We start from the raw sequence: 26,883 nt of genomic DNA on the forward strand, positions 1-26,883 counted from the left end.
AGGGTCTAGGGGTGCGGGTCAGAGGCGCTATGCCGTCCCGGGCGGGGCGCTGGCCGGGAGGGGGTCCCTCCCCAGGGGTGCTGGACGACGTCGGCGTCGGTCAGCGGCTCGACCCGGTCGCCGAGGATGCGGACGGCGGGTGCGCCGGTGCGCCGCAGCAGGTCGACGGCCTGCGCCAGTGCGGCGTCGCCGATGCCGTGCCGGCGCAGGTCGGCGCGGACCCGGGTCACGGTGTCGGCGACGTCCTCGCCGGGTCGCGGTGCGAGTGCGCCGCGGTGCAGTACAGGCACGGGGTCTCCGTTCTCGCGCTGGGGTCCCGACCGGGCGGGCGCGCCGGCCACGGGCGGTGCCGCCCCGTGGAACTGGCACCGCGGGCGCCTCCCGCCCGGTCGGGGGTCTCATGTCAGCGGCCCTCGTTGGCCGCCCGGTCGCGGGCACGCTGGGCCAGCTCGCGCGCCGACGGTCCCTCGTAGCCGCCGGGGTCGCTGGTCGTGTCGGCTCCGCCGCGGCCGGCGCGGATGCGGGCGGCCGGGTCGTCGTCGACGTCGGGCTCGGCGAACAGCGGGTCGAGTCGGGTGCTGTCGGCGCCGGTCTCCCGGGACGTGGAGTAGGCGCGCTGCCGCGCGGCCAGGGCCAGCTCGCGCGGCGTCGAGTCGGCGCTCATCGCAGGCCCCGCACGGTGAACGGGTCGGGGCCGCCGCGGTGGTTCAGGCGGTTGTCGGCGCCGTAGTCGGCCAGGTGCTCCCAGGCGTCGCGGGCCGAGTAGACGCCGGGGCCGGCGTCGACGCGGACGGCCTGCGCCAGCGCCAGCCCGAGGCTGGGCTGCGTCGGCAGGCCGTGCAGGTGCTGCGGTGCGCGCAGGTGCCGCCATGCGTTCTTCGGCGGGACGACGCCGGGCACCGCGGTCTCCTCCACCGCGCCGGCGGCGTCGAGCAGGTCGGCCGCGGCCCAGGCCAGCGCGACCCGGTCCTGCGCGCGCAGCATCGCGCCGTAGTGGTCGCCGTGGCCGCGCCGGGTCGCGGTCTCGGCGTCGCGGACGTCGTCGGGCAGCGCGTCGACGGCGTCGGCGGCCTGCTGCGCGGCGTCGGCGACGACCCGGTGCAGCGCACCGAGCACCAGCTGCTCGTGGTCGCGGCACCAGCGCAGCGCGTCCAGGCGGGCGGTGTCGGCGGCCAGCGCCACCGCGTCGGCGGCGTCGGCGTCGGCGGCCTGCCGCTCCCGGGCCTTCCGCAGCGCGGCGGCGGCGGTCTTGGGGTCGGCGCTGCCGTCGACCAGGCCGGCGACGGTGGCGGCGGTGCCGTCGCGGACCTCGCCGCGCAGCCGTGCCGCCTCGGCGGTCAGCTCGTCGCCGCGGTCCAGCAGCCGCAGCGGCTCGGCGACGACGTCGGCCAGGCCGAGCTCGACGACCGGGGCCAGCGCGCGGCGCAGCGCGTGGGCGACCGACGCGGGCTTGCCGGGCTTGGCGTGGGTGAACCTCGGCGGCGGTGGCGGGGTCCAGCGGGGCGGGGCGTCGGCGGTGGCCGGCGCGTCGATGTTGTCGACGGTCACGGTGTGCTCCTTCTGTCGGTGGTGCGGACGGGCGGCCCGCCGAGCTGGGCGTCGGCGAGCTGGTAGGCGGTGGGGCGGTCGGGTAGCCGGCGCACGGTCGGCGCCGGCGGGTCGGGCAGCGGGGTCGACCGGGCCGAGCACGCCGGGTCGTGGCCGTGGCGCACGTTCTCCGGCGCGTCGCCGGCGACGCACAGCGGGCAGTCGGTCACGTCGCGCCGGCCTTCCGCTCGGCCTTCTCGCGGCGCGCCCGGGCGCGTTCGGCGCGTTCGGCCTCGCGGCGTCGGACGTGCTCGCGGGAGCAGCGGGGGCAGCGCGACCACGGGCCGGCGAGCGGATGGTCGTCGTGGTCGCGGCACACGTACACGTTCAGTCCTCCTCGGTGTCGAGCGGCTCGACGGCGACCGCGCCGCAGCTCGGGCAGGTCGCCACGCGCCAGGTCGTCGCGCTGTCGTACGGCGGGGCGGTGACGGTGACGGCCGGCGTCGGCTTGTCGCACGACGGGCGATGGTGGAGGTCGGGCGCGGTCACGGCGTCGGCTCCGGCGGCAGCGGCAGCGGGGCGTACGCCGCGGTTGGGGTGAACGTGGCGGCCGCGGTCTCGACGGTGACGCGGGACGTGGTGGGGACGGCCAGCCAGCGGCGGGCAAGTTCCTGCGCGGCGGCGGGCTGGGAGTAGATCCGCACGGCCTTGACCTGGCCGCGCTGGTCGTACCGGCGGACCCGGTACAGCCGGGTGCTGCGGCGGGTGCTCACGACGGGACCACCGCCTCGCCGACGCTGCCGGCGGGCCATTCCCAGCCCGTCGGGGCGTCCAGTCGGGTCAGGTCTCCTAGGACCCCCTCCGACTGACCCGACTGACCCGACTGACCCGACTGAGACTCAGTGGGGTCAGTCAGGTCAGGGTTAGTAGTCTCCCCTGACTTGACCCGACTGTGACCCGACTGAGGGTGACCCGACTGGGCGTCGCCCTCCGCGGTGCCCTTCGGCAGCGCCCAGTAGGTGCGCCGCGGGTAGCCGACGGACTCGACCTCGACCCCGATGCGCCGCCGTGCGCGCTTGAGCGCCTCGACGTTGTGGCCGGCCTTCGCGGCGGCGGCCTTGATGTCCGACGACAGCGCCCGGCCGCCCTCGACGGCCAGCCAGTCGGCCAGCCAGTCGGCGGCCTCGGCGGTGGCCGAGCGGTCGTCTGCGGACTCGCCGGAGCGCCGCACGGCGTCGCCGATGGACCCGGCCGCCTCTCCGCCCCAGGTGAGCCGCCCGGTGGTGGCGGGACCGTCGTCGGTGTCGATGACGTGGCCGTCGATGGTGAACCGCAGCACCGGCAGGTCGGTGGGCCCGAGGTTGTTCTTCGGGGTGCCGAACAGCCGGCCCCGCTCGGTGTCGTCGTCGGGGTCCTTGACGACGGTGTGCACCGACCGGGCCACGGAGGTGAACGCCTTGCTCCCCATGACGAGGGTGAGGGGGTCGCCGCTGCCGGACTTGTTGTGGTGGATGAGTCCGAGCACGACCAGGCGGGCGTCGTCGGCGAGCTTGGCCAGTGGTTCGAGCGCGCGCCGGGTCTCGGCGTCGCGGTGGGAGTCCAGCCGGTCGTCGAGGCGGGAGATCAGCGGGTCCAGCAGGAGCATCGCGGCGTCGACCTCGGCGGCGTGGGCGCGCAGGCCGGCCAGGTCGCGGGGCAGGGTCAGCGGGACCCGCAGGTCGTCGGAGGTGACGACCTCGACGCGGTAGACCCGGTCGAGGTCGGCGCCGGCGGCCATCAGCCGGGGCACGATGGTGTGCGCCCAGGAGTCCTCCGCTGCGGCGACCAGCACCGAGCGGGGCTTGCCGTGGAACTCGCCGGGCAGGGTGCCGCGGGTGACCTGCGCGGCCAGGGTGTAGGCGACGGTCGACTTGCCCAGGCCCTCAGGGCCCGCGAGCAGGGCCAGGGTTCCGACCGCGAGCCGGCCTTCCCACATCCACTCGACCCGGCGGGGCCGGATCGCCGACGCGGGGGTGAGCACGACGCGGCGGTGCCCGGGCTGGTCGTCGTCGGCCTCGGGCGGGTCGGTGTCGCCGCAGCACCCGACGTCGAGCGGGTCGGTCAGGCCCTTGGCGGCCAGCTTGACGTCGAGGTCGACCGCCATCCGCGCCCACTCCGCGCGGGCCGCCGACGCCGAGCGGCGACCGGACCCGGCCGTGGTGACGGCCTCGACGAACGTGCCGAGCAGGACGTCGACCGCCCGCCTCACCCCGGCGTGCCCCTGCTCGCCGAGCCGGGTCAGCGCCATCAGTGCCGCGGCGGTGTTGTCGTGCCGGCCGGACTCCAGCTCGGCGACGGCCTGGCCGAGTCGGGCGCGCACCGCCGGGCACGGGCGGCCCTCGGTCCAGTAGGCCGACTGCGGGTCGTCCTGGCGCTGCCGGCCGTCGCCGCCGTGGTACAGCGCCGTGCACCACGCCTCGGGGAGCAGCGGCAGGTCGGCCACCGCGGGGAGCGCGTCGAGGTAGGTGCCGTCCGACTCGTCCAGCACCCGGTAGGCGGTGCCCTTCTCCGGGTGCACCGACGGCGGCGCCATCACGTAGCGGTGCGCGTGCCGCACGACGTCGACGCCGGGCCAGCCGCCGCGCCAGCCGGCCGACGGGTCGACTGCCCGCGCGGCGTGCTGCTCGGGCAGTCGGTACAGCCGGATGCCGGACAGGCCGTCCCACCCGGGTCCGAACCTCGACGACACGACGAACGTGCGCGGCAGCGGGCCGTGCTCGGCGACCAGTCGGGCGAGGGTGCCGTGAGCGTTCTTGTCCTTGGCGTGGGCGTCGATGTCCAGGCCGACGACCTCGGGCGGGCACCGGCCGGCCACGTTGTCACCGCCTCGGCCCTCGTCCAGCCATCCCTGGACGTCGGCACCGGACGCCATCGCGGTGGCGTAGCCGGCGCCCCAGCCGGTCGGGATGTCGCCGGACTTGGCCGCCATCGGGATGGGTGACCAGCCCTTGCGCCGCAGGTCGTGCGCGGCCGCCTCGTACGGCCCGGTCACGACGACCACCGCCGACCCTGCGCGGCGAGGTCGGCCGCCGGCGCGCCGGTCGCGCCGGTGTCGGGGGTCGGCCGTACCCTGGTCGCAGGTCCCCCGACCTGTCCGGCCCCGTCGTTCGCGGCGGGGCCGCGGTCGTGTCGGGCGTCAGCCACGGCGGCCACCGCCGGAGCCGAACAGGGCGACGGACAGCCGCTCGGCGGTGCCCTCGGCAAGCGGGGGTGCGGTGGCGAGCTGGGCGTCGACCCAGGCCGCGACGTCGTCGGTGAGCATGACCGGACTGGTCCGCGGGTGGCGCTGCTGGTCACTCCCGCGTGCGCGGCACCGGGCCGCGGGTGCGCCGGTCACCGGGCGACCTCGGCGGTGGCGGCGTCGATGACCAGCCGGACCTCGCCGGGTTCCAGGCCGGCCAGGGCCTCGCGGACCTTGTGGGTGGCGCGGGCCAGCCGCAGCTCGGAGTAGGCCGCGGACAGGGCGGCCGTGTCATGCGGGCGGTACTTGTGCAGGTTGCCGACGCGCGAACGTGCGCGGGCGTAGTCGGTGGGCACCGTCGGTCTCCTGGGCAGGAGTCGTCCGCCGCCCTGATGGGGCGGCCTGCCCGCGGCACGTGATGCCGTCCGCGACCGACGAAGCGAGTGTATCCGACGTGCGCGACGGACTACGGGAGCAGCGACACGTCGACCCGGTCGACGCCGGCGTCGGCGGTGCCGGTGAACAGCCGCACCAGCCGGTCCTGGCTCATCGGCAGGTCCCGCCCGCAGGTCGGGCAGGTGAACCGATGGGTTCGTCCGAGGGTGGCCCGGTCGGCGTACTCGCCGGGCCCCTGCGGCGACGTCACCGACCTCGGCTCGGTCAGGTCGTGCGCCTCGACCGACACCGCGTAGCCGTCGCCCACGCGCCAGCCGACCAGCACGCCGAGCTGGCGCGACGGGTGGGTGCCGCGGTCGGTGCAGACCAGCCGCAGGCGGTACCGGGTCATGCCGCGGCCTCCGCCCGGAAGTCCTTGAACCGCACCGTGACCGCGTCGGTCACCGCCCCGCCGCGCGGGCGCCGGTCGACCACGATGGACTCGACCAGCTCGCGCACGATGCGCCGCTGCGTCTCCACGCTGACGGCCTCCCAGGCCGCGGCGACGTCGTCGGCGCCGACCAGCGCCGCCGAGCTCGGGGTCGTCGAGGTGCGGGCCAGTGACGATTCCAGGGCCCGCAGCTCCGCGCGCAGGGTGCCCACGGCGGCGGCGTAGTCCATCGGGTCCATCGCGTCGTCGCCGACCAGCAGCGCCGGCATGGCGGCCAGCTTGGCCCGCAGCCGGTCGGCCTTCTCCGCGGCCTTGCTGACCTTGCCGGCGGCCTGCACCGGGCGGCGCAGCCGGTCGGCGTTGCGCCGCAGGTACTCCACGACCAGGGCGGACACGGCGGCGTCCATCGGCTCCCGGTCGCGGGTGACGTGACCGGCCCGGCAGTTGTACGTCGGCACCCGGGGTCCGGTGCGCTGCCGGCGGGACTGTGCGGCCAGCGGGGCGCCGCAAGCCGCGCACGTCAGCGTCTCCCCGAGCAGGGTCGACCCCGGTCGGCCGCGGGGGGTCGTGCGCGCCGGCGAGGTGAGGATGGCGACGAGCTGGTGATGCTGCTCGGCGGTGAGGATCGCCGGCCGGTCGACCAGGGTGCCCACGATGCGGGCCGGCTCGCCCTTGGCCCGGGCCTCCTTGCCCCTGTACGCGGACAGCCCGGCGACGTCGGGGCGCAGCAGCGCGGCCCGCACGGTCGCGGCTGTCACCGCCGAGCCGGTGGGGCCGGTCAGGCCGCGGTCGCGCCAGTCCGCGGCGATCCGCCGCAGCGGCACCCCCTGGACGACCTGGGCGGCGGCGTCGCGGATCGCGTCGGCCTCCGCGGGGACGAGGTCGCGGTGGTCGGCGGTGTACCCGAACCAGCGCGGACCGCCGGCCAGCCGTCCCTGCTCGGCGCGCTGGCGGCACGACGCCTTCATCCGCTCGGCGAACTTCTCCGACTCCCGCTGCGCCACGCTGCCGAGGATGCGGGCGGTCATCCGGCCGTCTGCGGTGGACAGGTCGACGTCGCCGGACATCACCGTGGCGACCTTGGTCCGACCGAGCCGGTCGACCAGCTCCTCGAGGTCGGCCAGCCGCCGGTACAGCCGGTCGGCCGACCACACCACCACGACGTCGATGCCGCCGGACTCGACGTCGTCCAGCAGCCGGGCGTACTGCGGCCGCTTGCCGGTCATCGCCGAGCGGTTGTTGTCGACGTACTCGCCGACCGCGGTCCAGCCCTTGGCGTCGGCCAGGTCGCGGCAGGCGGCGAGCTGGCGGTCGACCCCGGCGGTGTCGTCGTCGGTCTTGGTCAGGCTGATCCGGGCGTAGATCGCGGCTCGGGTGGTCTTCATGGCGGGCCCCTTCCTGTACCCCCCATAGTAGCGGATCAAGACATTCGGCCGGTGGCGGGTGAGCATCACGGACGACACCCGAGCGGTCTGGACCGCACCGAGCGGTCACCGGCACCGGCAGCACGCGGACCCGTACTGGGACCCGGACACAGAGCCCTGGTCCTTCCTCCAGCGATGTCCCCGCACCCCCGTCGAAGTCACCCCGTGGAGCCACCGGCCGCCCTCACGCACCTAGGGTGGACGCGCATGCCGTTGCGACACAGACCCTCTGCCGCAGGAGGGTCGTCCCGTGGAGGCCTTCGCCTCTAGTGCCGCCGGCTCAGCACGCGGGAGGCTGGAGCGCGTACGTCCCCTCGACGAGAGGAGCGGACGCATGACGTCCGGCCCCGAGTACACCACCAGCGAGCAGGAACTCCGCGCCCAGGCGGCACAGAACCTCAAGCGGCGCACCGACTTCTACTGGCACGTCGTGGCCTTCGTCATCATCAACGGGATGTTCTGGATCCTGTGGGCCCTGCTCTCCGGGACCGACAGCTACCCGTGGCCGATCTGGATCACCCTGTTCTGGGGCATCGGCCTGGCGTTCCACGCCGGTGACGCACTGCGGCGCCCCGTGTCGCAGGCCGCGATCGACCGCGAGGTCGAGCGCATGCGCGGCCGCCCGGCCTGACCGACCCGAGCGTCCTAGCGGAAGCGGGCCCGGACGGTGGCCGACCACGGTCCACTGCCCGCTGACGACGACGCCGCGACCCGGAAGTAGTACAGGACGCCCGCACGTCCGCGCGTCCACGACAGCCGGGTCGTGGAGCCCGAGGTCCGACCGGCCAGCTTCCACACCCGGGCGTTGGTCGAGACCTGGACCGTGTAGCGGGTCGGGGACCCGGTTGCCGCCCTCCACGTCACCGTGATGCGGCCGCGGGTCGGCGTAGCCCGGACACCGGTGACCTTGCCGGGCCTGGCGGCGGGTGCCGGTCCACCGGACGCCATGGTCGCGATCTCGGCCGGGGTCAGCGCTCGGTAGTACGTGTACATCTCGTCGAGCGTGCCCTGGAACCAGCGCATCGGGTCGTCGGCCAACGCATCGCCACGGCGACCGAGGTACCACTCCCCCAGGGACGCCGGCTTCGGCATGTCGGTGACCCGGGAGTTGCGCAGCGACCCGTCGACGTACAGCCGATAGTCGAATCCGCCGGAGACCTGGGCCCGGGTGATGGCCACGTGGGACCAGCCGGTCGGGTCGATGCCTCCGGACGAGCTCAGGATGAACTGCCGCCCGGCCGCCTTCTCCTCCAGGTAGAAGTCGTTGTTCGCTCCGTACCCGATGACGAACCGCTCGGCATCCGGAACCGACGCGCCGAACCCGCCGCGGCTCCAGACCACCACCTCGTACGACGGAGCCGTCCCTGCCGGCTTGATCCAGAACGCGATGCTGGCCGCGCCCCCCTCGTTGAAGGGGAAGGTCCAGGGCACCTTCACGTACTGGGCCTGACCCGTGCTGCGGCCGTCGAACCCGATGCCGTAGCGGTTCCAGCCCGTGACCCACGTGGCGCCGTAGATCGTGGGGACCACCGACTGGCTGCCGACCGTGACCAGCGTGTTGCCCGCACCGGCATCCATGTACCAGCCCGAGTACGGCCCGCTGGGGTGCCAGGACTCCCGCGGCGCGGCCGAGAGGCGGGCAGCGGTACCTGAGGGACCGTCCGCCGCAGGTTCGGCGTGCACCGCCGCCGGAACGAGCAGCGCAGCGACCAAGGCCGCGACCGCCACCGCCCCCACGACGTGCGCGGCTCTCCGCCCGGACCGTGACACCGACGTCGCACCCATGGCGCACCCCACAGCACTCGGTAGCGATCCCACGCTAGGAGCGCCTGGGACGCCGGTGAGAGGCCAACGTCCCCCCTACGACGCCGGAACGGAGGATCCGCTCCCCACGCCGAACGGACCACCACCTCGCACGCCGCGGATCGGGACCTCGGAGCCGGGCAGCCACTGCTGCGAGAGGATGCCGGGGTGGCGAGGTCCGCGGGGTCGCCGACGCCGGTGGCGCGGCTGGAGGGCGCGGACCGCATGCAGTGGGAGTCCGACGTCGGTCCGTTCCCCCAGCACATGGTCGCCGTCCTGTTCCTCGAGCCCTCGTCCGCTCCGGCGGAGGAGTGGGCCAGGGCGATGACCCAACGGCTGGGCGGCATCCCCCTGCTGGGCCGCCGGCCGGCGCGCCCCCCGTTCGGCGGCGGCCCGTGGGTCTGGCTCGATGACGACCGCGACCCCGCCGGGCACGTGGACGTGGGCCGCAGCGAGGGCGCGGACGACGCCGCGATGGTTGACCAGGCCATGGCCCTGGCCGCGCAACCGATGCCGAGGGGACGATCACCGTGGCGCGCACGCGTCCTGGTCGGACCCGACGGCGCGGTGCGCGCGCTGGTCCTGGTCCTGCACCACGCCCTCGCCGACGGGCTGAACGGCCTGCTCCTGCTGGGGGCGCTGGTCGACGGCGTCCCGGTGAGCGCACCGACCTCAGTCACTGCGCCCCCGGACCGGGCAGCCCTCGCGCGCGACGCCTGGTCGCGACGGCTGCGAGCCGCACGCGCCCTGCCCACGCTGCTCCCCGCTCTGCGCGCCGGCTGGCAGGAGATGGGGGGCGGCCGAACGCCGAGGGCTCCCCGTACGCCGGTCACTCGGCCCACGGGGCCGCGGCGTGAGGTCGTCGCCCTCGACCTGGGCCTCGACGCCGTCCGGCAGGCGGCGCACCGGGACGGGGCGACGGTCACCGACGTGCTGCTGGTCGCCGCTGCGTCGGCGCTGGACGGCGTGTCGGAACGCGCGGGCACGCCACTGCCGACGGTCGTGGTCTCGGTCCCGGTCGCCGTCACCGGACCGGGCGGACAGGGCACCGCCGGCAACGCGGTCGGGGCGATCCGGATGCCCGTGCCCACCCGCGGCGACCCCGCGGCACGGGTCCGCACGGTCTCGGCGCTGCGACGCGAGCGGCTGGCCGCCACGCACGGGCGCTCGCTCCCGCTCGTCCTGGCGTCCTTCCGCGTCCTCACGACCCTGGGACTGGTCCGGTTCTTCCTCGACCACCAGCGCCTGGTGAACACCCTTGTGACGAGCATGCGCGGACCCGACCACCCGCTGACGATCCTCGGCACGTCGGTACGCCGCGTGGTCCCCGTGGTCGTCAACCAGGGCAACCAGACCGTGTCGTTCGCGGCGCTCGGCTACGCCGGCACGCTGACCGTGTCGGTCATCACCGACCCCGACGCCGGCCCGCGGGCGGTCGAGGTCGCACGCCGGCTGCGGGTCGAGACGGACCGGATCCTGCACCCGCCCGGCTGACTCGGGCTCGACCGGTGGCACCGCCCGGCCGGTGGCGCGTCACCCGAGCAGGGCGGACGGGTCGGGCGGCACGTCCACGGCGTACGACCGCAGGACGTCGAGGGGGACCAACTCCAGCACCGACTCGTTCGTGGCTGCCAGGACGACCGGTGCCGCGACCCCGTCCTCGTGCGCGCGGGCCCAGTTGACCACCGTGACGCACCAACGATCCCCGGGGACCAGCCCGGGGAACCCGTACATCGGCATCGGCGTGGACAGGTCGTTGCCGATCGACCGCTGGTGGTCGAGGAACTCGGCCGTCACCACGGCGCAGATCGAGTGCCGGCCCACGTCCTCCGGACCGCTGGTGCAGCAGCCGTCGCGGTAGAAGCCGGTGAGCGGGTCACTGCCGCAGGGTTCGAGCTCGCCGCCGAGCACGTTGCGCTGGGTCACCCGCCCATTGTCGCGGCCCGCGGACATCACCACAGCGAGTGGGCCAAGGCCTCCTCCGCCGAGCGCCGACCGGCGTCGATGAGCGCGTCGGTGCGGGAGAAGTCCAGTGCGGAGCGCAGCCGCTTCGCACTGGACATCGGCAGGTGGATGACGTCGACCCGGGGCCCCTGCTCGTGGGTGGTCTCGATGCTGGGCTGGGCGTTGAGCGCGAGGGCGAACCCGGTGGCCACCGGGTCGAGGCTGCCGGGGTGGTAGGTGCCGGTGCCCTTGACGGCGCCGGCGACGTCAAGGACCCAGACCTGGCGGGGCGAGTACGAGCCGGCCATGCCCGCCGGGACCAGCGCGGTCACGCCGCCGTCCACGTGCTCGCCGGGCCACTCGACCGTGTGCGCCAGCGTGAGCTCGACCGGGGGGAACACGCCCGGGATCGCGGCGGACGCCAGCAGGATGTCCTCCACCTCGCCGGAGCGGTGCAGCACGGTCGTCCCGGTCTCCAGGTGCGTCGTCACCACGCCCAGGCGGACCGGGGCGTCCTGGATCCACCGGAACGGGATGTTCGAGCGGACGATGTCGCGCAGGCCGGCGTTGGACGACAGGCCGGTGCGGCCGCGCAGCATGTTGAACAGCATGTGCCGGCCGCCACCGAACACCTGCGCGGTGGACAGCCCCCGCCAGATCTCCGCCAGCGCCTCGGCCCCGTCGATCGTGGGGTCCGTGGCGAAGAAGGCCGCGTTGATGGCGCCCGCGGAGCAGCCGATCAGCAGGTCCGGAACGACCCCGGCCTCGGCCAGCACGGACAGCATCCCGACCTGCGCGGCCCCGAGCGCCGCACCGCCGGAGAGCACGATGACGGTCTCCGCGGCGCCGTCGACCTCGACGGCGGCCGTGGTCGAGCGGGAGCGCAGCGTCGCACGGGCGCTCGCCGTCAGGCTGCCCAGGGGGCTGATGGCCACGACGCCTCCCGTCGACCGCTCCTCGAGCCGGTCCGCTCGTCGGTGCGGTCCGGCCGGTCTGCCCCGACCCTGACACCCGGGTGGGTACCTGGCGAGGGCCGAAGGGCCTGCTCCGGGGCCTCAGCGCAGGGCGATGTCCCGGCGCCGGAAGCCGGCGAAGGCCACCGCCGTGAACAGACCCACGGCCAGGAACAGCCACAGCAGCCCGGACCAGTCCGGGGCCGTGGCCGTGACGTTCGGTACGTGCCAGAACGGGCTGATGCCGAGGATCCAGTCCCACAGCCGGAACAGCGGACCGAGGATGGTCAACGCGAACGCGGCCACCACCGCCAGCCATGCCGCCAGCCGCACCTGGGGGCGGGCCCCGACGACCGCGAGGGACAGCGCCACCAGCACCCACGTCGCAGGGATCGTGGCCAGCGCCTGCCCGAACACCTGGCCCCAGGAGAGCGCCGCCGGGCCGGACGCCACGGACGCGACGATGGTGCCCGCGATCACCAGCGCGACAGCGGGAGCCGCCAGGGCGACCACCAGGTTCGAGCGGAGGTACCGCGGTCGCGTGACCGAGCCCGCGAGCACCGGGTCCAGCCGCTCCGCGCCCTCCTCGGCGTGGATGCGCATCGCGACCTGCACGCCGCAGATGGCCGCAATGATGCCGGCCAGGCTCAGCACGGTCGCGAGGAACTGCGCGGTGAGGTCCTCCTCGGTCACCAGCCCGCCGGCCATGGCCTGCGCCAGTGCGGGGTTGGAGCCCAGGACGTCACCGACGGCGGTGGCCAGGAACCCGAAGACCATGCCGAGGACCACGAACGCCAACAGCCAGGTCACCACCGTCGCGGCGTTCAGACGCACGACGAGCCCGCCGAGAGTGGCCTCCCAGCCGCCGCGGGCGGGCCCGCGGCGGGGCGGGATCAGTCCCACGCCGAAGTCCCGTCGCGCCTGCAGGGCGAAGGCCACGGCCACGAGCAGCAGCGCCAGCGCGAGGGCGAGCAGCAGCGGCCACGGCTCGTTGTCGGTCGCGGGGGCGACCCGGGCCAGCCAGCCGAACGGCGTGACCCAGGTCGCCCACTCGCCGGTGTCGCTGGCATCGAGGTAGCCGCGCAGCACGAACAGCCCACCCAGGACTGCGATGGCCAGGGTGCTGGCACTGCGCGCGTCCGACCCGAGCTGCGCGCACACCGCGGCCACGCCGGCGAAGACGAGCGCGGACGCGGTGAAGGTCGCCGAGAGCAGCAGGCTGTCGACCGGGTTGCCGCCGAACGCCATGGTGACCAGCCAGCTGAGCAGACCCAGCGCCACCGACGCGATCGCGGCCAGGCCGACCGCCACCACCAGACGGGTGGGCCGCGACATCACGTTGGCGGCCAGCAGCTCCGCCTGCCCGGAGTCCTCGTCCGCTCGGCTGTTGCGTACGACGATGACGATGGCCATCAGCCCGGCGAAGAACGCGCCGAGCATCCCGGCCCGCCAGGTGTTGAACCCCTCCGCCGTCATCAGGTCCTGCGCCCGACCGAAGATGAGGGCCAGGGCGGGATTGGCTGCGACGTTGCGCGCCAACGACATCCGCTCCTGCGGGTCGGGGAAGACCAGGGAGTACGCGAGGATCGACGACGCGGACAGGGCGGAGATCAGCACGACCCACGGGGCGATCACGCGCGCGTTCTGGTGCAGGGCGACCGGGAGCAGCGTCCGGGCGCCGGTCACCCGGGGCCGGCTCACGACGAGCCCGTCGTCGTACCTGCATCGAGGTCGTAGTGGCGCAGGAAGAGGTCCTCCAGCGACGGCGGCGTGACCGACAGCGACGCGATGCCGTGCCCGGCCAGCACGGACATGGCCCGGTTGATGTCCGCGTCGTCGACGCTGGCGGTGAGCACGGCGCCGTCGAGGTGCGCGTCCGGGGCGAAGGGCCAGTCCGGCAGCGCGGGAGGCGGACTGGTCAGGGTCGCCCGGATCGTGGACCGGGCCCTGCTGCGCAGCTGCTGCAGGGTCCCGCTGTCGACGATGCGGCCGTCCCGGATGATGCTCACCCGGTCGGCCAGCGCCTCGGCCTCGCTGAGGATGTGGCTGGACAGCAGGACACTGCGGCCGCGGGCCTTCTCGGTCGCGACCTCCTCCTGGAACACCGCGGCCATCAACGGGTCCAGGCCCGACGTGGGTTCGTCGAGCAGCAGCAGCTCGACGTCGGACGACAGCGCCGCGACCAGCGCGACCTTCTGCCGGTTCCCCTTGGAGTACTGCCGCCCGCGCTTGGTGGTGTCCAGCTCGAACCGCTCGACCAGCCGGGTCCGGCGCTCCTCGTCCAGGCCGCCGCGCAGCTTCCCGAGCAGGTCGATCGCCTGCCCGCCGGTGAGCCCGGGCCACAGGCTGACGTCACCGGGCACGTACGCCAGCCGCCGGTGCAGGTCCTCCACGTCACGCCAGGGGTCCAGGCCCAGGACGCTGACCCGGCCGGCGTCGGCCTTCAGCAGCCCCAGCAGCACCCGCATCGTCGTTGACTTCCCGGCTCCGTTGGGGCCGAGGAACGCGTGGACCTCACCGCGCGCGACCCGCAGGTCCAGTCCGTCGAGTGCGCGGAACGCCCCGTACGACTTCTCCAGCCCCTCGACCTCGACGACGTCGGTGCCACCGGGCCGGCCGGCCACCTCCACCTTCGCACTCATACCCGGCAGTGTGGCAGCGGGATCGGCCACCACGGCCGGCATGGGCGGCCGCGCGCTACGCGGAGACCTCCCCGGCCCGGGCCGAGTCGATGAGCTCATCGAGTCCGTGCCGGTCCAGGGCACCGGACACCGAGCGGACCATGACGCCGTCCCGGAGGACCACCGTCGTGGGGATCCCGCGTACGTCGAAGTCCGCCGCCAGGTCCGGACGGTAGTCGACGTCGACGCGCACGTGGCGGACGTCCGGATGGCGGCCGGCGCTGGCGTCGAACACCGGGGCGAACCGGCGGCACGGGGGGCACCAGTCCGCGGTGAAGTCGAGCACCGTCAGTCCCGGCGTGAGGACGTGCGCCTGCAGGTCGTCGTCCTCGTCCAGGACCTCGATGACCTCACCGCCCACCGCTCACCTCCGGGATCAGGGCCTGATCTGACCGCGTGCGCTACGCATGATGCTCGCCCAGCGCCGACGCTCCTCCGCCATGAGCCGGGCGTCGTTGCGGCGCTCCAGCCAGGCCAGCTCGCGCTGCAGCGCTCGCCAGGACGCCAGCCGCTCCGCCACCGCGGGGTCGTTCTCGGCGGCGGCCAGGACGGCGCACCCGGGCTCCACGTCGTGCCGGCAGTCGGAGAACCGGCAGCCGTCCGCCAGCTCGTCGATGTCGGCGAAGGCGTCGGCAAGCGCGCCCTGCGAGGCCCACGGGGCGAACTCCCGCATCCCGGGGGTGTCCAGCAGCAGGCCGCCCGTGGGCAGCGGCACGAGATGCCGGCTCGTGGTCGTGTGACGGCCCTTGCCGTCGGCACGCACGTCGGTCGTGGCCAGGACCTGCTCGCCGACCAGTGCGTTGACCAGGCTGGACTTGCCGACCCCGGACGGCCCGATGAGGGCCATGGTCTCCCCGGGCCCCAGCGCACCCGCGAGCGGCGCCGCACCGCCCGCCGTCGTCACGGTGACGGGGATGACCTCCACGCCCAGCGCCACCGGGGCCACGTCGGCGACGACCACCTCGGGGTCGGGGACGAGGTCGGTCTTCGTGACCACCACGACCGGCCGGGCCCCGGACTCCCACACCGCGGTCAGCTCGCGCTCGAGCCGGCGCGGGTTCACCGCGTCCGCCGGCGTGCAGATGCCCACCAGGTCGACGTTCGCGGCGATGACCTGCGGCTCGCTGCGGGGACCGGCGACGACGCGGGCGAGGGACGTACGCCGGGGCAGGACGGACTCGATCCAGGCGTCGCGGTCGTCCTCGACCTGGATCAGCACCCAGTCGCCGGCGACCGGCTCGGCGGTGGAACGGGAACGCAGCCGGGCGACCCGGGTGTGCTGGCCGTCGTGGACGTGCCAGGCGCCGCGGCCCTGCTGGACCACCCGGGCGGGATGCCGGTGGTCGGGGTGGGTGTGCGGTTCGAGGTGGTCCTGCGGCTGCAACTGCCAGCCGAGGTCGTCGAGAGAGGTGACGGACAACGTGGGCTCCGGGGACGTGGACGGGAGGAGGACTCGGGCGTCCGTACGTCGGCCGGCCGGGTGGTCGCCGTCAGCGCGTACGGACGCGAGGGATCCGGGCGGTCATGACGGCTCCTCTCGGGTCGGGGGTCGGGCCTGCTCCGACGGTAGGCGCCGACGGGCCGGGTGTCGAACGACTTGCGGCACGTGCCCGCGGATCGGGGTGCCGTCGGGGCACCTCGTCGTTACGGTCGTGCCACCGGTCGAGGGAGGTACGCATGGAGTCCGTGCCCGCACGGCCCACCACGAAGGCACCGGCGGAGCGCTTCACCGGCGACGTCTGGGTCGACGTCCTCGCCCGCGGCGACGGCGAGTCCCGCATCCGCGTCAACCGGGTACGGTTCACCCCCGGCGCCCGCACGGCCTGGCACAGCCACAGCCTCGGTCAGACCCTGCACGTCACCGACGGCGCGGGGGTGGTCGCCACCCACGAGCACGTCATCCCCGTGCGCGCGGGGGACACGGTGCACACGCCCGCCGGCGAGGAGCACTGGCACGGGGCGCTGCCCGACCGGTTCATGGCCCACCTGGCGATGTGGGAGGGCGACGCCACCAGGTGGGGCCCCCTGGTCACCGACGACGAGTACGCCACTGCGGTGGAGGCCGCGCACCCCGGAACCGAGTGAACCTCGCCGGCGTCGCCCTCCGCACGGTTCAATCCCGGTATGCCGTCACCGCACGAACTCGACGCACGTCGCGACCGGCGACAGCGCGCGACGGCGTACGGCTTCATGGTGGGCTCGGCGCTGTTCGCCTTGGGCGTGCCGTTGAGCCTGATGTCGCGGCTGAGCCCTGCGGTCGCCGGCTGGACGTTCTTCCTCGGGTCGGTATTCTTCACCGGCGCCGGCTGGCTGCAGTTCCTCAGCTCACGCGAGGAACTGCCGCCCCCGCCCGACGGCACGGGTCGGGGCTGGTTCGGTGCCATCCTGCGCCCGCGGACCGCGGACTGGACCGCCTCGGCACTACAGCTGCTGGGCACGCTGGCCTTCAACATCAGCACCTTCCGGGCAGCCGTGGACGCTGCCGGCGGGACCGGTCCCTACGCGCTGGTGTGGCGCCCGGACCTGCTGGGCTCGATCCTCTTCCTGGTCGCCAGCGGGATGGCGTACGCACCCGAGGTCCGGCGGCGCCGGCACACGCACGTGCGGGACCGCTCGTGGGCAATCGCGGCGCTGAACATGCTCGGCTCGGTCGCCTTCGGGTTCTCCGCGGTGGGTGCCTACCTGGTGCCCGCCGACGACCAGCTCCTCAACACCCGGTGGGCCAACGGTGGCACGCTGTTCGGCGCGGTCTGCTTCCTGGCCGGGGCGGCCCTGCTGGTGCCGCCGCGGTCGTCCGCAGGGCGCGGTTGAGGACAGCGCCGGACTACGACGCGGCGGCCTTCACCAGCGCGACGACCTTCTTCTCCACCGCGGGCGTCCAGCTCAGGATCGCGTAGGACACCGGCCACAGGTCGCCGTCGTCGAGCTGGGCCGCCTCCTGGAAGCCGAGGGTCGAGTAGCGGTACTTGAACTTGCCCGCGTCCTGGAAGAACACGACCACCTTGCCGTCCGCGTTCGCGTAGGCCGGCATCCCGTACCAGGTCTTCGGCTGCAGGTCCGGGGCGGTGGCGGTCACCGTCACGTGCACGCGCTCGGCGAGCGCGCGGTCCTCCGGAGCCATCTTCGCGATCTGGTCCAGGACCGCCTGCAGGCCGTCGGCCGCCTTCGCGCCCTTCTTCCCCTCGGCGCGGAGCTCCTCGGCGCGCTGCTTCATCGCGGCCCGCTCCTCGGCGGTGAAGCCGTCGTTCCCGGTCGGGGCCTTCTTCGCGGGCATGGCATGACTCCCTGACGCGGCGTCAGTCGCGGGGTGCGACGTCCGGCAGTGCCCGCGCCCGGTTGTTGCGCGGGTTGTGCTCCAGCTCGATGAGACCGAGCTCCTCCAGCAGCGGGGGCAGGTACATGCCGAAGCGACCCCGGTAGCCCTTGCGCAGCCCGTACCACCCGCCTACGGGGTTGTCGGGTGAGCGGCCCCAGGCCTCGACGGAGCCCTCGGGCGGCTCCTTCTTCTCGTCCGACGCGCCGAGCGGCACCCAGTCGCCCGCGGCGACGAGCATGGCGTGCAGGTCCTCGATCGCACTCAGGTGGTACCGCAGGGTCGTCGACCCCACCTGGCACACGAGGGCGGGCGGGTCGGCGTCCGCGTCTCGATGCATCGTGTACTGCGAGGACCCGGGGGGCGTGGTCAAGACCCAGGGATCGTCGACGGTTCCGCTTCCGCTCATCGCGACTCCTCACCGCTGCGGACGGGGCACTCTAACCCTCCGGCCGGGTCGACACCCACGGACAAAGGGGGAGCGCCCGAAGTCCCGGGGTTCCCAGCGTGCTGCCGCTCGATGGCGCTATCGGGTTACGGCCTGGCGCGATCTGATGATGCCGAGTGTCGGCAGCGGCCCCATGCTGGTCCCAGCCGAGACGACCAATGCGAACCCCGAAGGGACTCCCCGCCATGAGCTACACCGCCGACTCCGTACCCGACCTCACCGGCCGGACCGCAGTGGTGACCGGGGCGAACGGCGGCCTCGGGCTGCAGACCGCCAAGGTCCTGGCAGGCAAGGGCGCCGACGTCGTGATGGCGGTGCGCAACCAGGAGAAGGCGTCGCGCGCGGTCGAGGAGATCCGGGCCGCCGACCCCGATGCGTCACTGGAGCTGGTCGAGCTGGACCTGGCGTCGCAGGCGTCGGTACGCAAGGCCGCCGAGCAGATCCTCTCCACCCACGACCGGATCGACATCCTGGTCAACAATGCCGGCCTGATGGCGATGCCCGAGCGGCAGACCGAGGACGGCTACGAGATGCAGTTCGGCGTGAACCACCTGGGGCACTGGACCTTCACCGCGTTGCTGATGCCCGCGATCCTGGCTGCCCCGCAGGGGCGGGTGGTCACGGTGACATCGACCGCGCACCACATGGGTCGACCCGTGGACCCGGAGAACCCGCACCTGCGCGGCAAGTACGAGCCGTGGCGGGCCTACGGGCACTCCAAGCTGGCCAACTACCACTTCGCCCTCGGGCTGCAGCGCGAGTTCGACCGCGCCGGGGTCGACGCCCTGAGCCTGCTGGCCCACCCGGGCCTGTCCCACAGCGACCTCCAGACCACCACAGTCGCCGAGGGCGGCGGCGGTCGGACGGGCCCGTTCTGGGTCTGGATGGCGGCGCACACGGGCATGGAGGTGGAGGACGGCGCCATGCCGCAGATCCGCGCGGCCACCGATCCGGGGGCGAAGGGCGGGGAGTTCTACGGTCCGCGGTATGTGAACCGCGGCCCGGCGGTCCGCCTGCCGGTGCTGCGGCCGGGCGCCGACGCGGCGATCCGCACGCTGTGGGAGGTCTCCGAGCGCGAGACCGGAGTGTCCCTGGCCGTCTGACACGGCCGGCATCGAGGAGCTCGTCGTGGACGATCGCTACTGCCTGGACCCCAGTGCACGCGTCCTGATCGCGGACCTCGGGCTGTCGCTGGGCGACATCCTGCGGCGGGCGGACCTGCCACGAGACGCCCTCGCGCGGGGGGCCGTGTGGCTCGAACCCGACCGGTACTTCGCCCTGTGGCAGGCACTGTCGGCCGAGGCCGACGACCCGGCACTGCCGATCCGGATCGGGCAGGCGATCTCGGTGGAGTCCTTCGCGCCCCCGGTGTTCGCAGCGCTGTGCAGCCCAGACCTGTCGGTGGCCGCGGCGCGGGTCGCCCGGCACAAGGCGCTGATGGGACCGCTGCGGCTGCTGGTGGCGCCCACCGACCTCGGGCTGGAGCTGGAGGTGCGCTGGCCGCCGGTCCCCCGTCCGCCGGAGGTCCTGCTCACGACGGAGATCGTCTGGTGGGTGGCCCTCGCACGGCTGGCGACCCGCTCGCCGGTGGTGCCTGTCGCCGTGACCAGTCCGGCCCGGCCGGCGGCCGATCGGGCGGTCACCGACTGGCTCGGCACCCGGGTCCGCCAAGCCGACCGGCTGAGCGTGACCTTCTCGCGGCTCGACGCGACCCGTCCGTTCCTCACCGCGAACGAGCCGATGTGGGACTTCTTCGCGCCGGACCTGCAACGGCGACTGGCCCAGCTCGAGTCGGGTGCCACCACCGCGGACCGCGTCCGCGCGAGCCTGCTGGAACTGCTGCCCAGCGGTCGCGGGACCATCGACGCCGTCGCGCGCGAGCTCGCCGTGTCGACTCGCACCTTGCAGCGGCGGCTTCGCGGCGAAGGAACGAGCTTCCAGGACGTGCTCAGCAGGACGCGGGAGGCGCTGGCCCGGCACTACCTCGCCGACCGGGACCTGTCCGTCGCCGAGATCGCGTTCCTGCTCGGGTACGACGAGCCCAACTCCTTCCACCGGGCGTTCCACTCATGGACGGGTGAGACGCCGCAGCGGGCGCGAGCCGCCGCCACCGCCTGAGGCGACGGCGCGCTGATCAGCGTGCGTGCGCCGTCAGCCAGTCGACGACGTCCTGCGTCACCTGGTCGCGGTTGGTCTCGTTGAAGATCTCGTGCCGCGCACCGGCATACACCAGCACGGTCACATCCGTGACCCCCGCGTCCCGGTAGCGCTGGCCGAGCAGCTCGACCAGCTGACCGCCCCCCGCGAGCGGGTCGTCGCTCCCCGAGGCGAGCAGGAGCGGGAGGTCCGAGCGGATCCCGGCGAGGACGGCGGGGTCCGCCAGCCTGCCCGCGGCGGCGAACAGCATCGGCACCGTCTCCGGCGGGGTCTCGAACCCGCACCAGTCGTCGGCGACGTACAGATCCACCTCCGACTCGTCCCGCGACAGCCACTCGAACCCGGTGCGGTGCTCGAACCCGGCGTTGAACGCCTCAAGCCCGACCGGCCCCTCGGCCTGGGCGAGGTTCGCTGCCAGCACGTCGAGAGCCGTGGACCCCGACAGCACCACGCCGGCGTACTGCTCGGCATCGTCGACCAGCAGCGACTGGGCCGCGAACGACCCCATCGAGTGCGCCACTAGGAAGACCGGGAGCCCGGGGTGCTCAGCGGCGACGAGCCGGCCGAACTCGGCCACGTCCGCGATCAACCCGTCGAAACCGGCCTCACCGAAGTCGCCGAGCGCGTCCTGCCCGGTCCGGCCATGGCCGCGGTGGTCGGTCGCGTGCACGACGAACCCGGCGCCGTTGAGCGCCCGGGCCAGCCGGTCGTAGCGCGCCGCATGCTCGGCCAGGCCGTGGGCGATCTGGACCACCCCGACGGTCTCGGACGGCACGTTCCTCCACGCATAGGTGGCGATCTCCTGGCCATCGACGGCGGACGTGAAACTCGACATCACGGCGGTCATACCCCCGAGTATTCACGTCCTCGTGGGCACCGGGCGGCGGCTCGACGCACCGGTCAGGCGTGGCTCCACGTCTTTCTGACCAGGTCGGCCACCTCGTCGGTCAGGACGGTGGCGTCGGGGTCCAGGTGCGTGGGACCGGATGGAGCCAAGGCCGAGAGGACCGCGGCGAGTTCGTCGGTGGACGCGCCGAGCTCGGCGGACAGGTCGCGCAGGCTGATCACCACGCCTCCCGGCATCACGTCTGCCTCACTCGCCGAGGCGCCGCTCTCAGGATTCTCTTGGGAGGCCTCTCCTAGCGTCCGGCGCATGGTGAACATCGCGATCCGGGCCGAGGGCCTGTCGAAGACGTACGGCGACACGGTGGCCCTGCGCGGACTGGACCTGGACATCCCCGCCGGCGAGGTCTTCGGACTTCTGGGACACAACGGGGCGGGCAAGACCACCACGGTGAACCTGCTCACGACGCTGCTGGCTCCGACGGCCGGACGCATCGAGATCGGAGGCTTCGACGCTGCGCGGCACCCGAACGAGGTCCGTCGCATGTTCGGCTACCTGCCCGAGAACGTGCAGTTCTACGACACGCTGACGACCCTGGAGAACCTGCGGTACTTCGCTCGGCTCTCCGGTCTGTCCCGACCGGACGACCGCATCCGCGAGGTCCTCGCCTACCTCGACTTCACCGGGCACGACGACAGGCGCGTGGGGACCTTCAGCAAGGGCATGCGCCAACGCGTCGGCATCGCCCAAGCGATCCTGCACGAGCCCTCGGTCCTGTTCCTAGACGAGCCGACATCGGGTCTGGACCCGGAAGGGGTCCGACAGCTCCGCGACATCATCGTCGCGCTCAACCGCGACCTCGGCATGACGATCTTCATGAACACCCATCTGCTGTCCGAGGTGACCCGGACGTGCACGAGCATCGGCGTCCTCCGTCACGGGGAGCTGGCCCACCACGCCTCGCTGGCAGCGACGCTCGAGGCCTTCCCCGGCGAGGAGTCCCTCGAGGCCATCTACCTGCAGATCGAGTCGGCGGGCGCACGATGACGGGTCTGACGGCCACAGCGCGGCACGAGCTGGTCACACTGCGGCGCGAGCGCCTGCCCATGGTGCTGCTCGCGATCTTCGTCGTGATGGTGTCGGTGTCCGGGCTGATCGGATGGATGACCAACTCGACGGTGAGCAGTGTCTGGGTCACATCGACCCAGGAAGGGCTCACGACGGCACCGAACCCCTTCGCGGACGTGACACCTCTGTACTACGCGCGGAACACCGTGATCTACCTGGTGCTCATCGGCGCGCTCATGGCCATCGTGGTCGGTGTCGGCTCCGCGCTCCGTGACCGCAAGGCTCGCACCGTCGACCTCGTGCTCTCCCGGCCCATCACGGTCCGCGCCCACCTGCTGGGCAAGCTCGCCGGGATCGGCGTGTGGCTGTCCCTGGTGCTCGCCGGGGTCGCCGTCATCAGTTGGGTCAGCATCTCCGTGATCACCCACGCACCCTCGCCTGGGGCGACACCCTGCGGCTGGGTGCCTTCTACGCGCTTGCCGGCGTCCTGCTCATGGTGTTCGTGACCCTCGGGATGCTCAGCGGCATCTACGGCGCTCGGGAGACGACCGCGCTGCTGGTGCCCATCAGCCTGTGGAGCATCGCAGCGTTCGTGCTGCCACAGATCGGGACGTCCGCGAATCCGGTCTCCCTGCTGAATCCGGTCCCCGCGGTTCTCGTGCCGGGCGGAGCATTCGACGCCCTCAATGCCGCCGTGCACCCCCTCTCCGTCACCGAGCAGTTCAAGGAAGCCAGCGGTCAGATCCTGTCCGACCCGGCTGCCACCGGCAGCCTTCCCACGGCTCTGATGGTGATCGCGGCGTCGCTGGGAGCCGGCGTCGTCGCTCTCCTGCTCACCCGACGCGACCGGATCCGAGGAGCCCTTCGTGACTAGCGCACTCGTCATCGCCCGCAAGGAGATCCTGGACCTGCGGCGCAACAGGTTCCTCCTCGCGGTCCTCGGCTTCGTGCTGATCGCCGTCGTCATCTCCGTCGTCGTCTCCGCGACGCAGTTCGGCGCGAAGCTGGACGCGTACCGGGCCTACCTGGCTGCCCTCCAGGCGGCCGGCAACACCACGCCACCGGCTCCGCCCCAGCTCTTCCCGCTGCAGCTGCTGCGCGGCTCCATCGAGTACCTGGAGATCCTCGGCGCGCTGTTCGCGATCGTCATGGGCTACGGCGTGATCGCGAAGGAGAAGCAGCGGGCCACGATCCAGCTGCTGTGCAGCCGCCCGATCGGCCGGCTCGCGGTCCCTGCGGGCAAGCTGATCGCGCTCGCCGTGGCGTGGCTGTTCGCCGTGCTGGTCATCTTCGTGGCCGTGACGCTCACCGTCGCGGTCGTGGGGCACGCCACCTTCGCGCTCATCGACGTCCAGCGCCTGCTGATCGCTGCGGTCACGTCGTGGCTCTACCTGGTCATGTGGAGTGCGCTCGCCGTAGGGCTGGCCGCGTCCACCCGACGCCTGAGCACAGCACTGATCATCTCGCTCGCACTCTGGCTGACTGTCGTGCTGATCGTCCCGCAGATCGGCGACACCATGGATCCCGACAACCAGGTCCCCGGCGGGCTCTTCACGTCCCTTGCCATCGCCAAGCCGGACGAGAAGGCGGTCCTGGCCCACTTCACCGGCTTCGACACAGCCCGCAACGGCCTGGAGGTCGCGTCCGTCACCAAGCACTACGAGCGGCTCACCTTCGCCTTCCTCGGCATCAAGGACCAGTTCAACCAGCAGCCACTGGGCGTCGCCTGGTCGGGCGTCTGGAACAACGCGGTCTCCCTCTGGCTGGCCTCCGCCGCCGCCCTCGCCTTCGCCCTGCTCACCACCACCCGCACCCGACTGCTCAGGAGAAGCTCATGAACACCCGCACGAAGCTCGTCCTCGCCGCTAGCGGCCTCGTCATCACCGGGGCAGCCGTTGCCGGCTGCTCGACGGGCACCGTCGCCAGCGCGCCCTCCGCGGCCGCGCCTCAGCCGGCCGCCGCGACCACGGCAGCCGCCAGCGCCTCCTCGGGTCCGGTCCTCCCGGTGACGTCGAACCCGATCGTCAACACCGCGACCACCCCTGACCTGCAGATCACGTACGCCGCCGTCGAGGACAACATCGACCCGACCACCTCCCAGCCGATCGATGACCGGCTCGAGCTGACGTTGAAGAACACCGGCCCGACCCCGCTCACCGGCCTGGAGGTCTACTACGAGATGACGGACGTCGTCACCGGCCAGACGGAGGCGTACTACCAGCGGCTCGACGGGGTGACGATCCCCGCCGGCCAGGAGACCACCGTGTACTTCGACAACCAGACCGGGCCCGGTCACTTCCCGGAGAACGAGTTCAGCATCTACCGGTCGTCCACCGACGAGGTGGACTTCGCCATCCAGGTGAGCGCCCCGGGCGCCAAGATCGCCACGGCCACGGCGGTCAAGGCGACCGGGACCGGCGAGAAGGTCGACTAGCCGGATGGGTCGTCGCGGCACCCTCCCCGAGGGCGCCGCGACGGACGGGACACTGGAGCCGGAAGGAGCTGGTGATGCGGATCCTCGTGGTCGATGACGAGGTCAACCTCGCCCGGGCCATCCAGCGAGGGCTGGAGGCCGAAGGGTTCGTCGTCGACCTGGCCCACGACGGCGAGGAGGGCCTGTGGGCCGCGACGGAACAGCAGTACGACGTCATCGTGCTGGACCTCATGCTCCCTCGGCTCAATGGGTATCGCGTCGTCGAACGGCTCCGCAAGCGCGAGGTCTGGACGCCGGTGCTGATGCTCACCGCCAAGGACGGCGACTACGACCAGGCGGACGCCCTCGACCTCGGCGCGGACGACTACCTGACCAAGCCGTTCAGCTTCGTCGTGCTGGTCGCACGGATCCGGGCCCTGCTGCGCCGGATCGTGACGGAACGACCCGCCGTCCTCACCGTGGGCACGCTGACCCTGGACCCGGTCACCCGACACGTGGCACGCGGCGACACCCCGATCGAGCTGACCCCTCGGGAATTCGCCCTGCTGGAGTTCCTGATGCGCCATCCCGCGCGCGTGCTCTCGAAGAGCGAGTTGCTCGACCACGTGTGGGACGCGCACTTCGACGGACCCCTGAACGTCGTCGAGGTCTACATCGGCTACCTGCGCAAGAAGATCGACGCCCCGTTCGGGGTCCGGTCGATCAGCACGGTGCGCGGGTTCGGCTACCGGCTGGACGCCGTCGAGGGTTCGCCGTCCGCCAGCACCATCGACAGCTGAGCTCCTCCGAGCGCACTGTCGCCGATCCGCACCGAACCGCGGTGCAGACGGGCGATCTCAGCCACGATCGACAGGCCCAGGCCGGTGCCGCCGTCTGATCGAGCGCGGTGATCGTCGAGCCGGACGAAGCGATCGAAGACGAGGCCACGGTGGTCGCCCGGGATGCCGGGTCCGTCGTCCTCGATCACGACCTCGGCCCCCTGATCGCACGGGTGGACGCTGAGGCGGACCGTCGCATCAGCGAACCGAGCGGCGTTGTCGACGAGGTTACGGACGGCCTGCGCCACCAGATGAGCGTCTCCGTGAATCCGCGTCGCCTCCACGGCCACCTCTACCCGGAGACCCTGCTGGGCCCGCAGCCGCGCTGCCTCCTGCAGCACGAGGTCATCGACGTCCACGTCCGTGAACCTCCGACCGCCTCCGCCCTCGTCGCTGCGCGCCAGCAGGAGGAGATCCTCGACCAGCCTGGTCATGCGGTCCACCTCCCCGCTGAGCACGCGTTCGGCACCGGGGTCGACGCGTTGCCCCGTCGAGTGGGCCACGTCGAGGGTCGCGCGCATGGAGGACAGCGGGCTCTTCAGCTCGTGGCTGGCGTCGGCGACGAACCGACGTTGACGGTCGCTGGACTCCTGGAGCCGATCCAGCATGTGGTTCATCGTGACGGCCAGCCTGCCGATCTCATCGTCCGCCGGCGGGACCGGCACACGCTCCCCGAGGTCGGCCGCGCTGATGTCCTCCACCCGCGCCCTGATCCGGTCGACGCTGGCCAGCGAGCGCCCCACCGCCAGCCACGTCACCGCGCCGACGGCGGCGAGGAGCAGCGGCGCCGCGACGACGATCGCCACTCCCACCGTGTGAACGACACGCTGCACCTCGTTCAGCGATTGGGCGGCCACCACGGTCACGGGACCCCCGCCCGCCGGCACCTGCACGGCCGCCACCTCGTACACCGCGCCGTCGACGAACGACAACGGCACCTGCGCGGTGACGGGACCGGACGCGGCGATGCCCGGCGACACGATGGCAGGCTCGCCGTCGATGCTCGGCGACGAGACGACGACCGCCCCGATCCTTCGATGACCTGGACGATCGTCGCGTCACCCGGGGATGCCCCGGCCGTGGCTACGGCTGCACCCACGTCGTCCGCGGCGACCTGGGCGGCGACGTCCTGCGCGCGCTGGATCAGTGACTGCTCGATCGAGTTCGTCAGCGCGGAACTGAGCACGACGAGGAGTCCGATGCCCCCCACTGCGACAGCCAGCGCCACGACGGCCACGGCCGCCAGGGTCGAGCGCGCTCGGATGCCGCGACGATCCCACCATCGACCTGCGGGCTGAGGGCCCATGCCGGGCAGCATACGAGCGGACCCTGAGAGCACCCTGAGAACTCCGCGAGTACGTGGTCTCGTTCCCGGACTCATCGGACTCTCAGCCGCTCTCAGCAGTCTCTTGGCCTCCTTCTC

Annotated in this window: 35 protein-coding genes; 12 read left to right on the forward strand and 23 right to left on the reverse strand. The window is 73.1% G+C overall.

Annotation, left to right across the window (positions count from 1 at the left end; all coding sequences use genetic code 11):
- Positions 1–5 precede the first annotated feature (5 nt).
- The 11 genes from R2737_02020 to R2737_02070 all read right to left on the reverse strand — a co-directional run bounded on the left by R2737_02020 (position 6) and on the right by R2737_02070 (position 6,958).
- Positions 6–290, reverse strand: coding sequence for a hypothetical protein (locus R2737_02020; GenBank protein MEZ5115020.1), 285 nt, complete (start codon positions 288–290; stop codon positions 6–8).
- Between the two features lie 113 nt (positions 291–403).
- On the reverse strand, positions 404–664 hold the full coding sequence (locus tag R2737_02025; protein MEZ5115021.1) for a hypothetical protein: 261 nt from the start codon (positions 662–664) through the stop codon (positions 404–406).
- Positions 661–1,548 carry a hypothetical protein gene (locus R2737_02030; GenBank protein MEZ5115022.1) on the reverse strand — a complete coding sequence of 296 codons (888 nt, stop codon included), beginning with the start codon at positions 1,546–1,548 and terminating at the stop codon, positions 661–663. Before R2737_02030 ends, R2737_02025 begins: the two co-directional genes overlap by 4 nt.
- Positions 1,545–1,757 carry a hypothetical protein gene (locus tag R2737_02035; protein ID MEZ5115023.1) on the reverse strand — a complete coding sequence of 71 codons (213 nt, stop codon included), beginning with the start codon at positions 1,755–1,757 and terminating at the stop codon, positions 1,545–1,547. The genes R2737_02030 and R2737_02035 overlap by 4 nt, the downstream gene beginning before the upstream one ends.
- A 157-nt stretch (positions 1,758–1,914) precedes the next feature.
- The gene (locus R2737_02040) at positions 1,915–2,076 is read right to left on the reverse strand and encodes a hypothetical protein (protein ID MEZ5115024.1); all 162 of its coding nucleotides are present in this window, start codon (positions 2,074–2,076) and stop codon (positions 1,915–1,917) included.
- On the reverse strand, positions 2,073–2,300 hold the full coding sequence (locus R2737_02045; protein MEZ5115025.1) for a hypothetical protein: 228 nt from the start codon (positions 2,298–2,300) through the stop codon (positions 2,073–2,075). The genes R2737_02040 and R2737_02045 overlap by 4 nt, the downstream gene beginning before the upstream one ends.
- On the reverse strand, positions 2,297–4,567 hold the full coding sequence (locus R2737_02050; GenBank protein ID MEZ5115026.1) for an AAA family ATPase: 2,271 nt from the start codon (positions 4,565–4,567) through the stop codon (positions 2,297–2,299). Before R2737_02050 ends, R2737_02045 begins: the two co-directional genes overlap by 4 nt.
- 135 nt (positions 4,568–4,702) lie before the next feature.
- Entirely contained in the window at positions 4,703–4,828 is a 126-nt protein-coding gene (locus tag R2737_02055; protein MEZ5115027.1) for a hypothetical protein, read from the reverse strand.
- A 71-nt stretch (positions 4,829–4,899) separates the two neighbouring features.
- On the reverse strand, positions 4,900–5,103 hold the full coding sequence (locus tag R2737_02060) for a hypothetical protein (GenBank protein ID MEZ5115028.1): 204 nt from the start codon (positions 5,101–5,103) through the stop codon (positions 4,900–4,902).
- A 110-nt stretch (positions 5,104–5,213) separates the two neighbouring features.
- Positions 5,214–5,534 (reverse strand): hypothetical protein, encoded by a 321-nt coding sequence (locus R2737_02065; GenBank protein ID MEZ5115029.1) that lies wholly within the window; start codon positions 5,532–5,534, stop codon positions 5,214–5,216.
- Entirely contained in the window at positions 5,531–6,958 is a 1,428-nt protein-coding gene (locus tag R2737_02070; protein MEZ5115030.1) for a recombinase family protein, read from the reverse strand. Before R2737_02070 ends, R2737_02065 begins: the two co-directional genes overlap by 4 nt.
- Positions 6,959–7,331: 373 nt before the next feature.
- Between R2737_02070 and R2737_02075 the strand changes: the two genes are divergently transcribed.
- On the forward strand, positions 7,332–7,628 hold the full coding sequence (locus tag R2737_02075) for a 2TM domain-containing protein (protein ID MEZ5115031.1): 297 nt from the start codon (positions 7,332–7,334) through the stop codon (positions 7,626–7,628).
- 14 nt (positions 7,629–7,642) lie between these two features.
- Here R2737_02075 and R2737_02080 read toward each other — a convergent pair whose 3' ends face one another.
- Positions 7,643–8,782 carry a LamG-like jellyroll fold domain-containing protein gene (locus R2737_02080; protein ID MEZ5115032.1) on the reverse strand — a complete coding sequence of 380 codons (1,140 nt, stop codon included), beginning with the start codon at positions 8,780–8,782 and terminating at the stop codon, positions 7,643–7,645.
- Between the two features lie 186 nt (positions 8,783–8,968).
- Here R2737_02080 and R2737_02085 point away from each other — a divergent pair, with 186 nt between their 5' ends.
- Positions 8,969–10,294, forward strand: coding sequence for a wax ester/triacylglycerol synthase family O-acyltransferase (locus tag R2737_02085; protein MEZ5115033.1), 1,326 nt, complete (start codon positions 8,969–8,971; stop codon positions 10,292–10,294).
- Between the two features lie 39 nt (positions 10,295–10,333).
- On the opposite strand, the gene R2737_02090 is transcribed toward R2737_02085, so the two are convergent.
- From R2737_02090 to rsgA, 6 genes are all read right to left on the reverse strand, one after another.
- Positions 10,334–10,726 (reverse strand): DUF2237 domain-containing protein, encoded by a 393-nt coding sequence (locus tag R2737_02090; protein ID MEZ5115034.1) that lies wholly within the window; start codon positions 10,724–10,726, stop codon positions 10,334–10,336.
- A gap of 26 nt (positions 10,727–10,752) precedes the next feature.
- Entirely contained in the window at positions 10,753–11,679 is a 927-nt protein-coding gene (locus R2737_02095; GenBank protein MEZ5115035.1) for a patatin-like phospholipase family protein, read from the reverse strand.
- Positions 11,680–11,799: 120 nt separating this feature from the next.
- Complete coding sequence (locus R2737_02100; protein MEZ5115036.1) at positions 11,800–13,398, reverse strand: hypothetical protein; 1,599 nt, start codon at positions 13,396–13,398, stop codon at positions 11,800–11,802.
- The gene (locus R2737_02105) at positions 13,395–14,339 is read right to left on the reverse strand and encodes an ABC transporter ATP-binding protein (protein MEZ5115037.1); all 945 of its coding nucleotides are present in this window, start codon (positions 14,337–14,339) and stop codon (positions 13,395–13,397) included. Before R2737_02105 ends, R2737_02100 begins: the two co-directional genes overlap by 4 nt.
- 55 nt (positions 14,340–14,394) lie before the next feature.
- Positions 14,395–14,739: a thioredoxin family protein gene (locus tag R2737_02110; protein ID MEZ5115038.1), complete on the reverse strand. Its 345-nt coding sequence runs from the start codon at positions 14,737–14,739 to the stop codon at positions 14,395–14,397.
- Positions 14,740–14,754: 15 nt separating this feature from the next.
- Positions 14,755–15,798 carry a ribosome small subunit-dependent GTPase A gene (gene rsgA, locus R2737_02115; protein ID MEZ5115039.1) on the reverse strand — a complete coding sequence of 348 codons (1,044 nt, stop codon included), beginning with the start codon at positions 15,796–15,798 and terminating at the stop codon, positions 14,755–14,757.
- A gap of 257 nt (positions 15,799–16,055) precedes the next feature.
- Here rsgA and R2737_02120 point away from each other — a divergent pair, with 257 nt between their 5' ends.
- Positions 16,056–16,463, forward strand: a complete 408-nt coding sequence (locus R2737_02120) for a cupin domain-containing protein (GenBank protein MEZ5115040.1) — start codon at positions 16,056–16,058, stop codon at positions 16,461–16,463.
- Between the two features lie 39 nt (positions 16,464–16,502).
- Positions 16,503–17,189: a YrhK family protein gene (locus R2737_02125; protein MEZ5115041.1), complete on the forward strand. Its 687-nt coding sequence runs from the start codon at positions 16,503–16,505 to the stop codon at positions 17,187–17,189.
- A gap of 13 nt (positions 17,190–17,202) precedes the next feature.
- On the opposite strand, the gene R2737_02130 is transcribed toward R2737_02125, so the two are convergent.
- Complete coding sequence (locus R2737_02130; GenBank protein MEZ5115042.1) at positions 17,203–17,652, reverse strand: hypothetical protein; 450 nt, start codon at positions 17,650–17,652, stop codon at positions 17,203–17,205.
- Positions 17,653–17,674: 22 nt separating this feature from the next.
- Positions 17,675–18,100: a hypothetical protein gene (locus R2737_02135; protein MEZ5115043.1), complete on the reverse strand. Its 426-nt coding sequence runs from the start codon at positions 18,098–18,100 to the stop codon at positions 17,675–17,677.
- 224 nt (positions 18,101–18,324) lie between these two features.
- On the opposite strand from R2737_02135, the gene R2737_02140 reads away from it, so the two are divergent.
- Positions 18,325–19,242, forward strand: a complete 918-nt coding sequence (locus R2737_02140) for an oxidoreductase (protein ID MEZ5115044.1) — start codon at positions 18,325–18,327, stop codon at positions 19,240–19,242.
- A 25-nt stretch (positions 19,243–19,267) separates the two neighbouring features.
- The gene (locus tag R2737_02145) at positions 19,268–20,257 is read left to right on the forward strand and encodes an AraC family transcriptional regulator ligand-binding domain-containing protein (GenBank protein MEZ5115045.1); all 990 of its coding nucleotides are present in this window, start codon (positions 19,268–19,270) and stop codon (positions 20,255–20,257) included.
- Between the two features lie 16 nt (positions 20,258–20,273).
- Here R2737_02145 and R2737_02150 read toward each other — a convergent pair whose 3' ends face one another.
- Positions 20,274–21,131, reverse strand: a complete 858-nt coding sequence (locus tag R2737_02150; protein ID MEZ5115046.1) for an alpha/beta hydrolase — start codon at positions 21,129–21,131, stop codon at positions 20,274–20,276.
- Between the two features lie 65 nt (positions 21,132–21,196).
- Positions 21,197–21,379 carry a hypothetical protein gene (locus tag R2737_02155; protein ID MEZ5115047.1) on the reverse strand — a complete coding sequence of 61 codons (183 nt, stop codon included), beginning with the start codon at positions 21,377–21,379 and terminating at the stop codon, positions 21,197–21,199.
- Between the two features lie 70 nt (positions 21,380–21,449).
- On the opposite strand from R2737_02155, the gene R2737_02160 reads away from it, so the two are divergent.
- From R2737_02160 to R2737_02185, 6 genes are all read left to right on the forward strand, one after another.
- Positions 21,450–22,187, forward strand: coding sequence for an ABC transporter ATP-binding protein (locus tag R2737_02160; GenBank protein MEZ5115048.1), 738 nt, complete (start codon positions 21,450–21,452; stop codon positions 22,185–22,187).
- Complete coding sequence (locus tag R2737_02165) at positions 22,184–22,714, forward strand: ABC transporter permease subunit (protein MEZ5115049.1); 531 nt, start codon at positions 22,184–22,186, stop codon at positions 22,712–22,714. Before R2737_02160 ends, R2737_02165 begins: the two co-directional genes overlap by 4 nt.
- Entirely contained in the window at positions 22,702–23,082 is a 381-nt protein-coding gene (locus R2737_02170) for a hypothetical protein (protein ID MEZ5115050.1), read from the forward strand. Before R2737_02165 ends, R2737_02170 begins: the two co-directional genes overlap by 13 nt.
- Positions 23,075–24,046, forward strand: coding sequence for an ABC transporter permease subunit (locus R2737_02175; protein MEZ5115051.1), 972 nt, complete (start codon positions 23,075–23,077; stop codon positions 24,044–24,046). Before R2737_02170 ends, R2737_02175 begins: the two co-directional genes overlap by 8 nt.
- A complete protein-coding gene (locus R2737_02180) occupies positions 24,043–24,642 on the forward strand; it encodes a hypothetical protein (protein MEZ5115052.1) in 600 nt (199 codons plus the stop codon). Before R2737_02175 ends, R2737_02180 begins: the two co-directional genes overlap by 4 nt.
- A gap of 74 nt (positions 24,643–24,716) precedes the next feature.
- Positions 24,717–25,421, forward strand: coding sequence for a response regulator transcription factor (locus tag R2737_02185; protein ID MEZ5115053.1), 705 nt, complete (start codon positions 24,717–24,719; stop codon positions 25,419–25,421).
- Here the strand turns inward: R2737_02185 and R2737_02190 are convergent.
- Positions 25,367–26,326 (reverse strand): ATP-binding protein, encoded by a 960-nt coding sequence (locus tag R2737_02190; GenBank protein ID MEZ5115054.1) that lies wholly within the window; start codon positions 26,324–26,326, stop codon positions 25,367–25,369. The genes R2737_02185 and R2737_02190 overlap by 55 nt on opposite strands.
- Between the last annotated feature and the right edge of the window lie 557 nt (positions 26,327–26,883).

It is taken from the genome of Candidatus Nanopelagicales bacterium, from assembly GCA_041393815.1.
GTDB lineage: Bacteria > Actinomycetota > Actinomycetes > S36-B12 > JAWKJK01 > JAWKJK01.

Bases quoted from the DNA above. Each gene is read 5' to 3' on its own strand.
- R2737_02025 (MEZ5115021.1), bottom strand. From the start codon at position 664: ATGAGCGCCGACTCGACGCCGCGCGAGCTGGCCCTGGCCGCGCGGCAG.
- R2737_02055 (MEZ5115027.1), bottom strand. From the start codon at position 4,828: ATGCTCACCGACGACGTCGCGGCCTGGGTCGACGCCCAGCTCGCCACC.
- R2737_02065 (MEZ5115029.1), bottom strand. From the start codon at position 5,534: ATGACCCGGTACCGCCTGCGGCTGGTCTGCACCGACCGCGGCACCCAC.
- R2737_02070 (MEZ5115030.1), bottom strand. From the start codon at position 6,958: ATGAAGACCACCCGAGCCGCGATCTACGCCCGGATCAGCCTGACCAAG.
- R2737_02075 (MEZ5115031.1), top strand. From the start codon at position 7,332: ATGACGTCCGGCCCCGAGTACACCACCAGCGAGCAGGAACTCCGCGCC.
- R2737_02080 (MEZ5115032.1), bottom strand. From the start codon at position 8,782: ATGGGTGCGACGTCGGTGTCACGGTCCGGGCGGAGAGCCGCGCACGTC.
- R2737_02105 (MEZ5115037.1), bottom strand. From the start codon at position 14,339: ATGAGTGCGAAGGTGGAGGTGGCCGGCCGGCCCGGTGGCACCGACGTC.
- R2737_02120 (MEZ5115040.1), top strand. From the start codon at position 16,056: ATGGAGTCCGTGCCCGCACGGCCCACCACGAAGGCACCGGCGGAGCGC.
- R2737_02125 (MEZ5115041.1), top strand. From the start codon at position 16,503: ATGCCGTCACCGCACGAACTCGACGCACGTCGCGACCGGCGACAGCGC.
- R2737_02130 (MEZ5115042.1), bottom strand. From the start codon at position 17,652: ATGCCCGCGAAGAAGGCCCCGACCGGGAACGACGGCTTCACCGCCGAG.
- R2737_02135 (MEZ5115043.1), bottom strand. From the start codon at position 18,100: ATGAGCGGAAGCGGAACCGTCGACGATCCCTGGGTCTTGACCACGCCC.
- R2737_02140 (MEZ5115044.1), top strand. From the start codon at position 18,325: ATGAGCTACACCGCCGACTCCGTACCCGACCTCACCGGCCGGACCGCA.
- R2737_02150 (MEZ5115046.1), bottom strand. From the start codon at position 21,131: ATGTCGAGTTTCACGTCCGCCGTCGATGGCCAGGAGATCGCCACCTAT.
- R2737_02155 (MEZ5115047.1), bottom strand. From the start codon at position 21,379: ATGCCGGGAGGCGTGGTGATCAGCCTGCGCGACCTGTCCGCCGAGCTC.
- R2737_02160 (MEZ5115048.1), top strand. From the start codon at position 21,450: ATGGTGAACATCGCGATCCGGGCCGAGGGCCTGTCGAAGACGTACGGC.
- R2737_02165 (MEZ5115049.1), top strand. From the start codon at position 22,184: ATGACGGGTCTGACGGCCACAGCGCGGCACGAGCTGGTCACACTGCGG.
- R2737_02170 (MEZ5115050.1), top strand. From the start codon at position 22,702: ATGGTGTTCGTGACCCTCGGGATGCTCAGCGGCATCTACGGCGCTCGG.
- R2737_02180 (MEZ5115052.1), top strand. From the start codon at position 24,043: ATGAACACCCGCACGAAGCTCGTCCTCGCCGCTAGCGGCCTCGTCATC.
- R2737_02185 (MEZ5115053.1), top strand. From the start codon at position 24,717: ATGCGGATCCTCGTGGTCGATGACGAGGTCAACCTCGCCCGGGCCATC.